This window comes from uncultured Sphingomonas sp., assembly GCF_902806265.1.
In the GTDB taxonomy this organism is placed as follows: domain Bacteria; phylum Pseudomonadota; class Alphaproteobacteria; order Sphingomonadales; family Sphingomonadaceae; genus Sphingomicrobium.
In genome coordinates this window covers 72,692-85,790 of sequence record NZ_CADCVZ010000001.1, presented here as the reverse complement: position 1 = coordinate 85,790, position 13,099 = coordinate 72,692, and the positions used below count along the sequence as shown (strand labels likewise).

General features: G+C 69.1%; 13 protein-coding genes. 6 read left to right on the top strand and 7 right to left on the bottom strand.

All coding sequences use genetic code 11. The annotated features are described in order from the left end of the window. Positions 1-26: 26 nt before the first annotated feature. From QZX62_RS00470 to QZX62_RS00460, 3 genes are read left to right on the top strand one after another with little or no spacing between them, the layout of a single operon-like run. Entirely contained in the window at positions 27-1,082 is a 1,056-nt protein-coding gene (locus QZX62_RS00470) for a quinone-dependent dihydroorotate dehydrogenase (RefSeq protein ID WP_294171356.1), read from the top strand. A gap of 11 nt (positions 1,083-1,093) precedes the next feature. After that, positions 1,094-2,779 (top strand): gamma-glutamyltransferase, encoded by a 1,686-nt coding sequence (gene ggt, locus QZX62_RS00465; protein WP_294171355.1) that lies wholly within the window; start codon positions 1,094-1,096, stop codon positions 2,777-2,779. A 41-nt stretch (positions 2,780-2,820) separates the two neighbouring features. Further along, positions 2,821-4,545 (top strand): long-chain fatty acid--CoA ligase, encoded by a 1,725-nt coding sequence (locus QZX62_RS00460; RefSeq protein WP_294171429.1) that lies wholly within the window; start codon positions 2,821-2,823, stop codon positions 4,543-4,545. A gap of 2 nt (positions 4,546-4,547) precedes the next feature. Here QZX62_RS00460 and QZX62_RS00455 read toward each other — a convergent pair whose 3' ends face one another. The 6 genes from QZX62_RS00455 to QZX62_RS00430 all read right to left on the bottom strand — a co-directional run bounded on the left by QZX62_RS00455 (position 4,548) and on the right by QZX62_RS00430 (position 8,122). Continuing rightward, positions 4,548-4,967, bottom strand: coding sequence for a hypothetical protein (locus QZX62_RS00455; RefSeq protein ID WP_294171354.1), 420 nt, complete (start codon positions 4,965-4,967; stop codon positions 4,548-4,550). Between the two features lie 62 nt (positions 4,968-5,029). Next, entirely contained in the window at positions 5,030-5,764 is a 735-nt protein-coding gene (gloB, locus tag QZX62_RS00450) for a hydroxyacylglutathione hydrolase (RefSeq protein WP_294171352.1), read from the bottom strand. Next, complete coding sequence (locus tag QZX62_RS00445) at positions 5,764-6,180, bottom strand: VOC family protein (RefSeq protein WP_294171351.1); 417 nt, start codon at positions 6,178-6,180, stop codon at positions 5,764-5,766. The genes gloB and QZX62_RS00445 overlap by 1 nt, the downstream gene beginning before the upstream one ends. Positions 6,181-6,186: 6 nt before the next feature. Then, positions 6,187-6,834: a hypothetical protein gene (locus QZX62_RS00440; protein WP_294171349.1), complete on the bottom strand. Its 648-nt coding sequence runs from the start codon at positions 6,832-6,834 to the stop codon at positions 6,187-6,189. After that, entirely contained in the window at positions 6,831-7,559 is a 729-nt protein-coding gene (locus tag QZX62_RS00435) for an alpha/beta hydrolase (protein ID WP_294171348.1), read from the bottom strand. The genes QZX62_RS00440 and QZX62_RS00435 overlap by 4 nt, the downstream gene beginning before the upstream one ends. A gap of 17 nt (positions 7,560-7,576) precedes the next feature. Continuing rightward, on the bottom strand, positions 7,577-8,122 hold the full coding sequence (locus QZX62_RS00430) for an acyltransferase (RefSeq protein WP_294171347.1): 546 nt from the start codon (positions 8,120-8,122) through the stop codon (positions 7,577-7,579). Positions 8,123-8,222: 100 nt separating this feature from the next. On the opposite strand from QZX62_RS00430, the gene QZX62_RS00425 reads away from it, so the two are divergent. Then, on the top strand, positions 8,223-9,170 hold the full coding sequence (locus QZX62_RS00425) for an aldo/keto reductase family protein (RefSeq protein WP_294171346.1): 948 nt from the start codon (positions 8,223-8,225) through the stop codon (positions 9,168-9,170). On the opposite strand, the gene QZX62_RS00420 is transcribed toward QZX62_RS00425, so the two are convergent. Next, the gene (locus tag QZX62_RS00420; protein ID WP_294171345.1) at positions 9,167-11,488 is read right to left on the bottom strand and encodes a S8 family peptidase; all 2,322 of its coding nucleotides are present in this window, start codon (positions 11,486-11,488) and stop codon (positions 9,167-9,169) included. The genes QZX62_RS00425 and QZX62_RS00420 overlap by 4 nt on opposite strands. 103 nt (positions 11,489-11,591) lie before the next feature. Between QZX62_RS00420 and QZX62_RS00415 the strand changes: the two genes are divergently transcribed. After that, positions 11,592-12,263, top strand: a complete 672-nt coding sequence (locus QZX62_RS00415) for a pyrimidine 5'-nucleotidase (RefSeq protein ID WP_294171344.1) — start codon at positions 11,592-11,594, stop codon at positions 12,261-12,263. Further along, complete coding sequence (dapD, locus tag QZX62_RS00410) at positions 12,260-13,081, top strand: 2,3,4,5-tetrahydropyridine-2,6-dicarboxylate N-succinyltransferase (RefSeq protein WP_294171343.1); 822 nt, start codon at positions 12,260-12,262, stop codon at positions 13,079-13,081. The genes QZX62_RS00415 and dapD overlap by 4 nt, the downstream gene beginning before the upstream one ends. Positions 13,082-13,099: the final 18 nt, after the last annotated feature.

Sequence of the window (13,099 nt, the reverse complement as noted above, 5' to 3'; positions counted from 1 at the left end):
CTGCGATTTCCGCAACCACGCCGCCCATGCGACTTTATCAGACCCTTCGGCCGCTGATCTTCCGGGTCGATCCGGAGCAGGCCCACAGCCTGACGATCGCCGCACTGAGGGCGATGCCGAAGCGCCACGCGCCAGCCTTTGCCCCTGAGCTCGCCAGCACGGTCGCAGGCCTGCGCTTCCCTTCTCCGGTCGGCCTGGCCGCGGGCTTCGACAAGCATGGCGAGGTGGCAGGCGCGATGCTGGCGCTGGGCTTCGGCTCCGTGGAGGTCGGCACGGTGACGCCGCAGCCTCAGCCCGGCAATTTCCGGCCGCGCCTGTTCCGGCTGCCCGAGGACGAGGCGGTGATCAACCGCTTCGGCTTCAATAGCCACGGCCAGGCGGAAGCGTCCGAACGGCTGCGGAAGCGCGATGGCCAGATGGGGATCGTCGGCGTGAACATCGGCGCCAACAAGGACAGCGCGGACCGGATCGCCGACTATGCGGACGGCATCCGCGGGATGGCCCCGGTGGCGGACTATCTCACCGTCAACATCAGCTCGCCCAACACGCCGGGATTGCGACAGCTGCAGGACGAAGGCGCGCTGCGGGAGCTGCTGGCTGCCGTGCGCGATGCCCGCAGCGCTGCCGGCCCTCCAAACGGGAGTCGCTTGCCTCCCGTTTTCCTCAAGGTCGCGCCCGATCTTGGCGAGGCCGAGCCGGCACAGATCGTCCGCGCTGCAATCGACCATGGGATCGACGCCTTGATCGTCAGCAACACGACGGTGTCGCGCCCCCCGCTTCGGTCGCGCCACGCCGGGGAGAGCGGCGGGCTGTCCGGCGCTCCGCTGAAGCCCCTGGCATTGCACGCGCTGCGCCGCTTCCGCGCGGCTTCCGGCGGGCAACTGCCGCTGATCGGCGCGGGCGGCATCGGCTCGGCGGGGGACGCGTGGGAGCGCATCCGCGCCGGCGCGAGCCTGGTGCAGCTGTACAGTGCGATGATCTATCAGGGCCCCGGGGTTGCGCGCCGCATCGCGGACGGCTTGGCCGAGCGGGTCCGCCGGGCGGGTTTCCACAGCATTGCCGAGGCGGTAGGGACGGAGTAGCGCTGCCCGTCATGCGTGTCCGCGTTCCGGCCCTGCTCGCCGTCTGGCTGCTCTCCGCCTGCACCACGACGCCTGTCGCCGGCCCGGCCGCCTCGCCCGGACTGGTCAGTGCCGCCGATCCCCGGGCGGCCGAGGCTGGAGCCGAGATGCTCCGTCGCCGCGGCAGCGCGGCCGATGCGGCCCTGGCGACCCTGGTGGCCTTGACCGTAGTCGAGCCGCAGTCGAGCGGCATCGGCGGCGGCGGGTTCCTGGTCTACGAGGATGGAGACGGCACGCCGCAGACCTACGACGGCCGCGAAGAGGCACCGGCGGCCGCCAACGAGCTGTGGTTCTGGGAGAACGGCCAGCCGCTCTCGGTCGGGCAGGCCATCCCGGGCGGGCGCAGCGTCGGCGTGCCGGGCAACGTCCGGCTAATGGCGCTGGCCCACCGCGACCAGGGACGGCTACGCTGGGCGGAGCTGTTCGGCCCGGCGATCCGCCTGGCACGGGACGGCTTCGCGATCACGCCGCGGTTCCGGCGCGCGCTTGACCGCTCGCGCGAAACGGGAGCGCTTAGCGCGGAGGCGCGCGCACTCTACTACGGGCCGGAAGGAGAGCCGCTGCCGGTCGGCACGATCGTTCGCAATCCGGCGCTCGCGGGCTTTCTGGAGCAGCTGGCGCGGGGCCCCGAGGCCTTTTACGTCGGCCCCAACGCGCGGGCAATCGTCGCGGCGGTGAACGGGAGTCCGCGCAATCCGTCACGTATGTCGACGGGCGACCTCGCCAGCTATGACGCCAAGCCGCGCCCGCCGGTGTGCGGCCGGTATCGCGCCTACCGCATCTGCGGCATGGGGCCGCCGTCGTCGGGCGGCACAACCGTGTTCGCCATCCTGAAGCAGCTCGAACGCTTCGACCTCGCGCGGCTCGGCCCCGGTTCGCCGACCAGCTGGCACTTGTTGGCGGAGTCGATGCGCTTGGCCTTCGCCGACCGCGACCACTACCTCGCCGACCCAGACTTCGTGTCGGTGCCCACGGCGGGGCTGGTCGACCCCGGCTATCTCTCGCAGCGCTCCGCCGTGATCGCACCCGACCGCGCGCTGACGAGCGTTGCCGCGGGCACTCCCGCCGGGGCCCCGCGGGTGGCTGCCGGGCGCGAACAGGTCGAAGCGGGCACCTCCCACTTCGTCGCGGTGGATCGCTGGGGCGAGGTGGCGTCGCTCACCTCCACGATCGAAAGCGTCTTCGGCTCGGGGCTCACGGTCAACGGATATTACCTCAACAACGAGCTGACCGATTTCTCCATCGTCCCCACGGTCGACAACCAACGGGTCGCCAATCGCGTTCAAGCGGGCAAGCGGCCGCGCAGCTCCATGTCGCCGACCATCGTCTACGGGCCCGACGGCAAGGTCCGGCTGGCGGTCGGCGCAGCAGGCGGAGCGACCATCATCGCGCAGGTCGCCAAGGCGATCGTCGGCGTGGTCGACTGGAACATGACAGCCCAGCAGGCCATCGCCGCACCCACGCTGTTTGCTCCCGGAGACACGGTGTTCGTCGAGCGCGGCACTAGCTTGGAGGCGATGATCCCCGCCCTTCGTGCCCTCGGCCACAAGGTCGAGGCACGCGAGCCGGGCTTCAAGGCGAATGCGATCGAGTGGCGCGACGGCGGATGGCTCGGAGCAGCCGACCCCCGCAGCGAAGGGGCTGCGGTCGTCCCGTGAGCAAGCGCACCCAGCTGGAGCATTTTCCAAACCTCGTGGCCATGTTCCTGGCGCGGGTGGCGGAAAAAGGGGACAAGCCGTTCCTGTGGGCCAAGCGCGGGGGCAAGTGGCACTCGACCACTTACAACGAAGCCGCACGGCAGGTCGCCGCGCTGTCCGAGAGCCTCCTCAAGCTCGGGCTGCAACCCGGTGACCGGGTCATGCTGGTGAGCGAGAACCGGCCCGAATGGCTGATCGCCGACCTCGCGATCATGGCCGCGGGCTGCGTTACCGTGCCGACCTATACTACGAATACCACCCGCGATCACACCCACATTCTGGGCAACAGCAGCGCCAAGGTGGCGATCGTCTCCAACCAGAAATTGGCCAAGGCGCTGGTGCCGGCCGTGCTGTTCTCGTCCGACTGCCATGACGTCATCGGCATCGAGGATTTCCGCACCGGCCAGTCGATGGAAGGCGCGCGCTTCCACCAGTGGGGCGAGCTGGTGTCGGACGGCAGTGACCTCGAACTCTTGCGCAAGCGAGTCGCAACGCTCCGCCGCGAGGACCTCGCCTGCCTGATCTACACCAGCGGCACCGGGGGCGCGCCGCGGGGCGTCCGCCAGCATCATGGCGCCATCCTTCACAACGTCGCCGCCTGCACCGACGTCATCGCCAACGACTTCGGCTGGGACGAGGAGATCTTTCTCTCCTTTCTCCCCGCCAGCCACGCCTATGAACATAGCGGCGGACAGTTCTTCCCGATCGGACTCGGCGCTCAGATCTACTTTGCCGAGAGCCTCGAGAAGCTGTCGGCCAACATCGAGGACGTGCGCCCGACCATCATGGTGGTGGTGCCGCGGCTGTTCGAGATGCTGCGCGCGCGCATCCTCAAGGCGATCGAGAAATCGGGCGGGCTGTCCCAGCAGCTGCTGACCCGCGCGCTGGAGATCGGGCAGGAACGCTACGAGCAGGGCTCGATCCCGCTGACCGACAAGCCGATGGACCTGCTGGTCGGGCTGACCGTGCGCCGGAAGGTCGCCAAACGCTTCGGCGGACGGATCAAGGCGATGGTTTCCGGCGGCGCGCCGCTCAACCCGGAGGTCGGGCTGTTCTTCCACTCGCTCGGGCTGACCGTGCTGCAAGGTTACGGCCAGACCGAGGCCGCGCCGGTAATCAGCTGCAACCGTCCGAAGAACGGCATCCGCATGGACACGGTCGGCCCGCCGCTCCTCGATACGGAGGTCAGGATCGCCGAGGACGGCGAGCTGCTGGTTCGCGGCGAGCTCGTCATGCACGGCTATTGGCGCAACGCGGAGGAGACTGCGCGCGTGCTGCAAGACGGGTGGCTGCACACGGGCGACGTCGGCCACTTCGACGAGGCCGGACGGATCGTCATCACCGACCGCAAGAAGGACCTGATCGTCAACGACAAGGGCGACAACGTCTCGCCCCAACGGGTCGAGGGCATGCTGACCCTCCAGCCCGAAATCGCTCAGGCGATGGTGGTCGGCGACCGTCGGCCGCACCTGGTCGGGCTACTGGTGCCCGAGCCCGAGCTGGTAAGCGAGCTCGGCAACGACGAGGCGGCGGTCCGCGCGGCGCTGGGCAGGGCGGTGGACCGGGTGAATGCCGAATTGTCGGTGGTCGAAAAGGTCCGGCGATTCGCGCTGACCGACGAGGCCTTCTCGGTCGAGAACGAGATGCTGACCCCATCCATGAAGATCCGCCGCCACGTCATCCGGGCCTGCTACGGCGAGCGGCTGGACGCGCTCTACGGCAAATAAGCTCAGGAGCGGCGCGGCCCTTCAAACGGCACGAAGTCGCCGAAGGAGCAGCTGCCCACCGTGAAGCCGTTCGCGGTGTCCACGACCGTTGCGATCTCGCCGCGGCACAGGCCCGAGCCACCGAAGCTGCGGGTGACCAGAGCGGTGCCGGGCCGGCCCAGGCCACTGCAGCCGCCAACGGGATCGGTGCGCCACACCCGGTTGGATCCGTCGCGGAACAGGATCGTCCGATCGTCGACCACGACCATGTCCTGCGAGCGGTAGGAAGGCAGGCAGCTCTGCGGCGCCCCGGCCGTCTTGCCGGCAAGATAACGGTCGAGCGTCTGCTGCCCGCGCAGGGAGCGCTGCCCCTGCTGAGCGTCGTTGACGGCGCAGCCAGCCAAGGTTGCGATGACGAGTGCTGCGGTAAAGAGGGCGCGCATGTGTGGTCTCCAGGGCAGGACTTCGATCCTGCAACGCACGGCCGAGAATGCTTTCTCCCGGCTTAACGGAAGCTGTCTTTGCGGGCCCGGAGCGCGGCGAACTCCTTTGCGCTGGCGGCGCGCAGGAAAGGATTAGTGGCGCGCTCATCCGCAATGCTGGTTGGCAGGGTGACCCGCCCTTTCGCTCGCGCCGCCTCGACCGCGCGCAACCGCTCGGCGATGGCGGCATTGCCCGGCTCCGCATGCGCGGCGAAGCGGACGTTGGACAGCGTATATTCGTGCGCCGGATAGGCCAGCGTCTCGCCAGGCAGCTCGCCCAGGCGCTGCAGCGATCCGAACATCTGCTCTGGCGTGCCTTCGAACAGGCGGCCGCAGCCGCAGGCGAACAGGGTATCCCCGACCAGGGCAACGCCGATCTCCGGCAGTATGTAGGCGATGTGCCCGAGCGTATGACCCGGCACTGCCCAGACCTCCGCCGTCCATGGGCCGACCGTCACTCGGTCGCCCTCGCCCACCCCATGATCGAAGCCGGCGAACTTAGCGCGCTCGGCCCCCGGCGCCCAAACCTCGGCGCCGCTTGCGGCCTGCACCTGCGCCACCCCAGCGGTATGGTCGGGATGCCAGTGGGTGACCAGCAGCTGGTCCGCGGTCCAGCCGCGCTCGGCCAAGGCGTTCAGCGCCGCCGCGCCGTCACCCGGGTCGACTACCGCCGTATGGCCGCTGTCCCGATCGTGGAGCAGCCAGATGTAATTGTCGCCGAGCGCTGGAACCGCGACGACCTCCGCGCCGCCTGTCATCACCATTCGCCCGTGTTGGGCATGGAGGCCCAGGGCTCCGCCGGCGCCCGGGCGCCGCCGCGCTGCAGCAGCTCGATCGAGATATTGTCGGGGCTGCGGACGAACGCCATTCGTCCGTCCCGGGGCGGGCGGTTGATGGTGACGCCCGCGTCCGCGAGCCGCCGGCAGCTCTCGTAAATATCGTCCACCTCGTAGGCGAGATGCCCGAAGTTCCGCCCACCAGTGTACTGCTCAGGATCCCAATTGTGGGTGAGCTCGACTTCCCCGCCTTGGTCGCCCGGCGCGCCGAGGAAAATCAGGGTGAAGCGGCCCGCCTCATTGTTCATCCGCCGTCGTTCTTCGAGGCCAAGCAGATTGAAGAAGCGGACGGTGGCGTCAGGGTCCGACACCCGGATCATGATATGGAGGAAGCGCATGCCCGCTCACTTGGGCGCGGCGGGCTTGTCCAGCAAGGCCAGTGCCTCGGCTGCGGCCTTGCCGGTTGGGCTGGTCGGCTCCGCGGCTGCCGCGCGGCGCCAATAGTCCCGGGCCCGCTCGAGCTCTCCCGCGAAGTGGTAGACGTGCCCGGCCTCGAACAGCGCGAGGGCGTCGTTCGGAGCAAGGCTCAGCGCCCGCCCGATCGCGGACTTGGCATTGGCGGCATCGCCCTCGCGGATCGCCAAGGCAGCCGAGAAATACCACAGGAACGGGTCGGCGCTGATCGTTCCCGTCGCCTCCGTCACCTTGGCGCGGGCGAGCTTCAGGTCGTTCTGCGCCTCGGCGGCCCGCGCCCGGTCGAGCAGCGCTTCGCCTCGCTGTTCGGCCTGCAGACCGCTTCCGGCCAACGCCCGGTCGAGCGCAAGCGCAGCTTTGCCCGGCTGGCCTGCCGCGATCCACATGTTCCCGGCTGCCGCCAGCGCGCGATCGCGGGCAGGACCCGACGCGGCAGCAGCGGCCGTCTCGAACTCGGCGGCTGCGACCGCGGGCTGGTTGCCCTTGACCGCGGCCACCGCGCGGCAGGCAGCTCCGGGCGCGCCGGCGGGGCAAACGGCCTGGGCAAGGGCGGCGCTGGCGAGAAAGGCAAGGATCATCCGGCAAGCTCCAGCAGGTCCGCCGCGGTCCGCAGCATCGTTCGGACCTCCGACGGCTCGGACAGACGATGCCCGCCGCCCTTGACGATCGTCAGCTGGACATCGGCTGAACGCAGCGCGTCCTTGAGCCGGACGGCAACCTCGAACGGCACCGTCTCGTCGGCATCGCCGTGGAGCAGCCGCACCGGGCAGGACAGCGCGATCGGACCCCCGAGCAGCAGCAGCTCCTGGCCGGACTGCCAGAACGCCAGGGTGGTCAGCCCGGCGTTGCCTGCCTCCGGATCGCGCACCAACTGCCCAGTGCGCCGCAAGGTGGCCCGATCCTCCTCGCTGAAGCCCCATTGAGTGAAGTCGGGCGCCGCCGCGATTCCAAGGAGGCCGCGCACCCGGTCGGGCAGAGCGAGCGCCAGATGCAGCATCAGCCACCCGCCCATCGACGAGCCGATCAACATCAGCGGCCCGGTCGTCAGCTGCTCGATGGCGAACCGTGCGTCCTCCAGCCAGCGCTTGAGCGTTCCGTTCTCGAACCTGCCCGACGAGGCGCCCGTACCCGAATAGTCCAAGCGCAGCACCGGGAGGCCTCGCTCCGCCGCCCAGGCGTCCAGCGCGACCGCCTTGCCGCCTTCCATGTCGGAGCCATAGCCGGGCAGGAACACCAGGGTCGCCGGTCCCGAACCCACCCGATAACGCGTCGCAACCTGGCGGCCGTCGGGCAGAACGAGCATGCGGAGGTCCGGCGAGGTCACCTCGGGCCCCCGCCGAGCGGGACGGCCGGTACTCCGCCTGCCCTGGCGCCGGGCGGCAACGACCGGGTGACCACCGCCCCAGCCCCGACGATGGCGTGATCGCCGATGCTCACCCCCTTGAGCACGATCGCATGGCTGCCGAGCCAGACGTTGTTGCCGAGCGTGATGGGCTGCTTGACCGAAGGCTGCACATTGTACGGAGCAGCGCTGGTGCCGTGGTCCTGGTCGCGGATCATGCAGTAGGCGGCGATCAGCGCGTCTTCGCCGATCACCACGCGGCTAGATGCCGAGATCACTGCTCCGAAGCCGATAAAGCCGCGCGGACCGATGCTGAGGTGCCCGGCCGCACCGAGGTTGCAGTAGGGCTCCACCGTGGTCTCATCGCCGATCTCGATCCGTCCGCCGGGCGGGATGTCGAAGCGCACGCCCTTGCCAAGCAGCACCTCCCGGCCAATCCGCAAGCCGGGAAAAACCCGCGGGAAGTACCAGCAGCGCAGGCGGTTTGCGAGTTCTTCAAGCCGATAATGGAGATAGCGGAGCACGCGGGAGCCGTAGCGACCGGCCGGGACAAGCTCAACTTGGGGCACGCCGGGGAGCTTCGGACCGCGCGGCGCATTGAGGCTGCTCACAAGGAGACAGCCCATGCGTTATCGGCAGCTCGGCAGCAGCGACCTCCAGGTGTCGGAGATCAGCCTCGGATCGTGGCTGACCTACGGCGTCGGGGTCGAGGCCGACCAGGCCCGTGCCTGCTTGGAGGAGGCCTTCGCGCAGGGGATCAACTTCATCGACACGGCCAACGTTTACGGCCGCGGCGCCGCGGAAACCTTCCTCGGCGAAGCGCTCGCCGGCCGGCCGCGCGACAGCTATGTCCTCGCGACCAAGCTCTACTTCCCGATGAGCGACACCGATCGGGGGCTGTCGCGAGCGCAGGTCGAGAAGCAGCTGGAAGCTTCGCTGCGGCGGCTGCGGACCGAAGTCATCGACCTGTATCAATGCCACCGCTACGACCGGGACACGCCGCTGGAGGAGACAATGGAGGCGCTGACCCGCGCGGTCGACAGCGGCAAGGTGCGTTACCTCGGGTTCTCGGAATGGCCGGCCGAGCGCATCCAAGCGGCGGTAGACATGGCCGGCGTCGCGCGCTTCGTGTCGAGCCAGCCGCAGTACAGCCTGCTGTGGCGCGCCCCGGAGCGCGACGTAATACCGCTATGCGCGGCCAACGATATAAGCCAGATCGTCTGGTCACCGCTCGGCCAGGGCGTGCTCAGCGGCAAGTACCATCCCGACCAGCCGCCACGCGCGGGGACCCGCGCCACCAGCGACGAAATGGGCGGGTTCATGGACCGGTTGCTGCAGCGCGCGGTGCTCGAAGCGGTGCAGCGGTTGAAGCCGCTCGCGGCCGAAGCCGGGCTTACCCTGCCGCACTTCGCGCTCGCCTGGGTGCTGCGCGAGCCCAATGTCGCGAGCGCGATCATCGGTGCCTCGCGGCCCGAACAGGTGGTCGAGAACTGCGGCGCATCGGGCGCGAAGGTCGACCCAGAGTTGTTCACCCGCGCGGAAGCGATCGTCGGCGAAGCGCTGGGCGACTAGAACCCCAGGGTGAAGCGCACCGCGCCCCCGACGTCGCCATCGGCCTGGGCGAAGTGGCCGGGCTGCCGCCGCGCGAACAGATTGACGCCCAGCCAGCCGCTGCCGTCGAGCACGGTGGAGGAGTAACCAAGCTCCGCATCCATCTCGCGGCCGCGCGGCGCAAGCGACATGCGCGACAGGCTCAGCGTCGGCGTCTCCGTCGCGTAGCTCCAGCCCGTCGGCAGGGTCAGCGCGAGGCCGCCGCGCTCGATCCGCAGCGGCTGGGCCAGGCGGAAGCTCAAACGATCGCCGCCGCCCAGCACGCCCAGCTTGGCAAGATCGAAGGCATAGGCGCCGCTCTGGAAATCGCCGCCCGCGAAACGGGTCCAGCCGCGGCGTGCCGACAGCCCGGCCGAAATGCCGCCGCCGAACTCGCGCCGGGCTTCCAGGTCGAGGAAGCTGGTCGTGGCCCCGCCGCCGCCAAGAATGTCGGTCATCCAACCGCCGAGCACCGTTCGCTTCTCCTGAAGCCGGCTCAGCCCGAGCGATAGGGCGGTGCCGCCGAGCCAGCGATCAACCGTTATGCCCGTTAGCTTGTAGCTCGAGTCGAGCCCGCGGCTGTGCAGCGACTCCCACGCCTTGCCGGTCTCGCCCGCGACGGTCACTCCGACCGGCCCGAGCTGATGTCGCACTGCCATGCTGTTGCCGTGCCGCGCGACGAACCCCGGCTCCCCCAGTGTATCGGCGGCGACCAGGAAGCCGCTGCCGTTCACGCCGGCCAGGCGGCGGCTCATGGCCTTGGCGCCTTCCGCGAAGCCGAGCGCCACGGCCGTCCTGTTGCTCAGCTTGGCGACCATCGAGCCGGCGACCAGCCGCGACTGCCGCAGGTCCTCGGGACCAATGCCGGTGCGCTCAAGCGCGAAGCCCTGACGCCGGTCCTTGCGCTCGCTGACGGTCATGGCGATGCTGATCGGCCCCGCGCTTGCGCCGGCGATCCGGCTGTTGCCCGAGAGCGCGCGGCCGAGCGGCTGCGCCTGCTCCGCAGTGCGCAGCGAACGGGCGAGGTCGACGGCGAACGCCCGTGAATAGCCGTCGAGGATCACCGCTCCCAAGCCCGTGCCAGTCTTGGGCGCGTCGCCCGCAGCCCCTGGCACGGTCGACGTAGTGCTCGCCACCGGCACCTGGCTGCCGGCGAGCGTGGTGGCCCCGATCGGCTGGAAGGCCCGGGCGATGTTGAGCCGACCGCGCCCGAACACCGGATCGGTGCCTCGGGCGCCGAGGTCGTCGGCGCTGGTGAACAGGATCTCGACCATCTGCTTGCCGGTGAGATTGGGAAAGGCCTGGGCCAGCAACGCCACGGCGCCCGTGATCGCCGGAGCGGAAAAGCTGGTTCCCGACATGAAGAACCGGCCGCCGTCCTGATCGACCGTCTTCACCCCCGCGCCAAGTGCCGCGAGGTAGGAATTCTGGGCGGTGCCGGCGCGATTCGAGAAGGGTGACAGCTGATCCAGCGCAACGGTGGTCCTGCTGTCCCCGTCGAACGTTCCGACCGAGCCGGCGACGATTACCCAGCCCGGAAAATTGCCTGCGGGGACGGCGGCGAACGGGTCGGCATTGGCGCTCTTGCTTGCGTCCTCGCCGTCGTTGCCGGCCGAGATGACCAGCACCGCGCCCTTGCCCACCGCATAGGACATGGCGTTGAGCAGGGTGCTTCCAGGCGTGCTGCCCCCGAGCGACAGGTTGATGACCTTGGCCCCGGCATCAGCCGCCGCCCGAACGCCCGTCGCAATTGCCGGATCGCCGAACTTGCAGCCGTCGTCATCGCTGCAAGTGCCCGGGCTATCGGCGCGGAAATTGAGAATGGTCGAATCGAACGCCACGCCATGAATGAAAACGCCGTCCCGCGCCGCGGCGGCAACCGCGGTTACCGCCGTGCCATGGCCGTCTTCGTCGCTAACCCCGCGGCTGCCGGCGACGTCGCGGCTGGCGGGATCGATCCGCCCGGAGAACTCCACCAAAGCTGGGTTGATGCCGCTGTCGATCACCGCGAGCTTCACGCCCCTGCCGGTGGCGCCCTTGTCATAGGCAGTAATGGCGCTGGCCGCGACGGCAGCATTGCTGTTGGCATATTCAGCGGTGTTGTATCCGCCAGGAGGAACCGGCGTCAGCTTGGCGCCCGGAGGAGGAGGAGGAGCCGGCGTCGGTGTGGGAGTTGGTGCCGGAGCCGCGGGCGGAGGCGCGATCGGCCGCGGCCGCGCGCCGCCGCCGCCGCCGCCGCCGCAGGCAGCGAGTGCGAGAACCAGCAAGGAGGTCGAACCCGTCCGCCAACCATCTCCCATTTGATTCTCCAAGCCACTGAAAAGTAGGCGGAATAACCACAGGCTCGATGAACGGATGCTTTCATCTGGCCGGTTCGGCCGTTGGCCGCTAGGTGCCGCAAGGATGGACCCGCGCTTTGCTCATGTTCGCGACTGGATCTTCGACCTCGACAATTGCCTGTACCCGGCGTCGACCGGGCTGTTCGGGCTCATCGACGAGCGCATGGGCGCCTACATCCAGCGGCTGTTGGACTGCGACCCGGTCGAGGCGCGCCGCGTCCAGAAGGCCCATTTTCACGCCCACGGCACCACACTGGCCGGGCTGATGGCAGAGCATGGCGTCGACCCGCACAAGTTCCTCCAGGACGTGCACGCGATCCCGCTCGAGCGGGTCGCGGCCGACGAGCGGCTGGCGCGGGGGTTGGGGCAGCTGCCGGGGCGCAAGTTCGTCTTCACCAACGGGGACGCGCCCTACGCCCGCCGGGTGCTAGAGCGGATCGGAGTGCACGACCATTTTGAATCCCTGCACGACATTCATGCGGCCGAGTTGAAGCCTAAGCCCGATCCGCATGGCTACCGCCTGCTGTGCGACCAGTTTGAGATCGATCCTACATTTGCGGTGATGGTGGAGGACATGGCGCAGAACCTGCGGCCCGCGAAGGCGCTGGGCATGACCACCGTGTGGGTGGACAATGGCTCCGAGCGCGGCAATCACGACGCCGACCCGGCCCACATCGACCTGACGATCACCGACGTCGGCGATTGGTTGCAGCAGATCCTGGGAGATGACGATTGAGCGACCTGCATGCCGTGATTGAGGCGGCCTGGGAGCGGCGCGATGAAGTGGGTGCCGACACCAACGGCGAGGTGCGAAACGCGGTCGATCGCGCGCTGTCGCTGCTCGACTCCGGCGAGGCGCGGATCGCGGAAAAGGTCGATGGCGAGTGGCAGGTCCGGCAGTGGCTCAAGAAAGCCGTGCTACTGAGCTTCCGCCTGCAGCCGATGGAGCTGATCGCCGGCGCTCCGGGCGGAGCGCACTGGTGGGACAAGGTGCCGAGCAAGTTCGCCGGTTGGGGCGAAGCGGAGTTCAAGGCCGCCGGCTTTCGGGCAGTGCCTGGCGCGGTCGTCCGCCGCGGTGCCTATGTCGCGCCCGGCGCGGTGCTGATGCCGAGCTTCGTCAACATCGGCGCGCGGGTCGGCGAGGGCACCATGGTCGACACCTGGGCCACCGTCGGCAGCTGCGCGCAGATCGGCCGCAACGTCCATATCTCGGGCGGTGCCGGGATCGGCGGGGTGCTGGAGCCGCTGCAGGCCGGACCGGTGATCATCGAGGACGATTGCTTCATCGGCGCCCGCTCGGAAGTGGCAGAAGGCGTGGTGGTCGAGCAGGGCGCGGTGCTGAGCATGGGCGTATTCCTAGGCGCCAGCACCAAGGTCGTCGACCGCGCCTCGGGCGAGGTCATGTACGGGCGGGTGCCGGCATACTCGGTGGTGGTTCCGGGCGTGCTGCCGGGCAAGGACGAGGGTCTTGGATTAGCCTGCGCGGTGATCGTCAAGCGGGTGGACGAACGGACGCGCAGCAAGACCAGCATCAATGAGCTGCTGCGGGACTGAGGGTGTACCGCCGGTTGT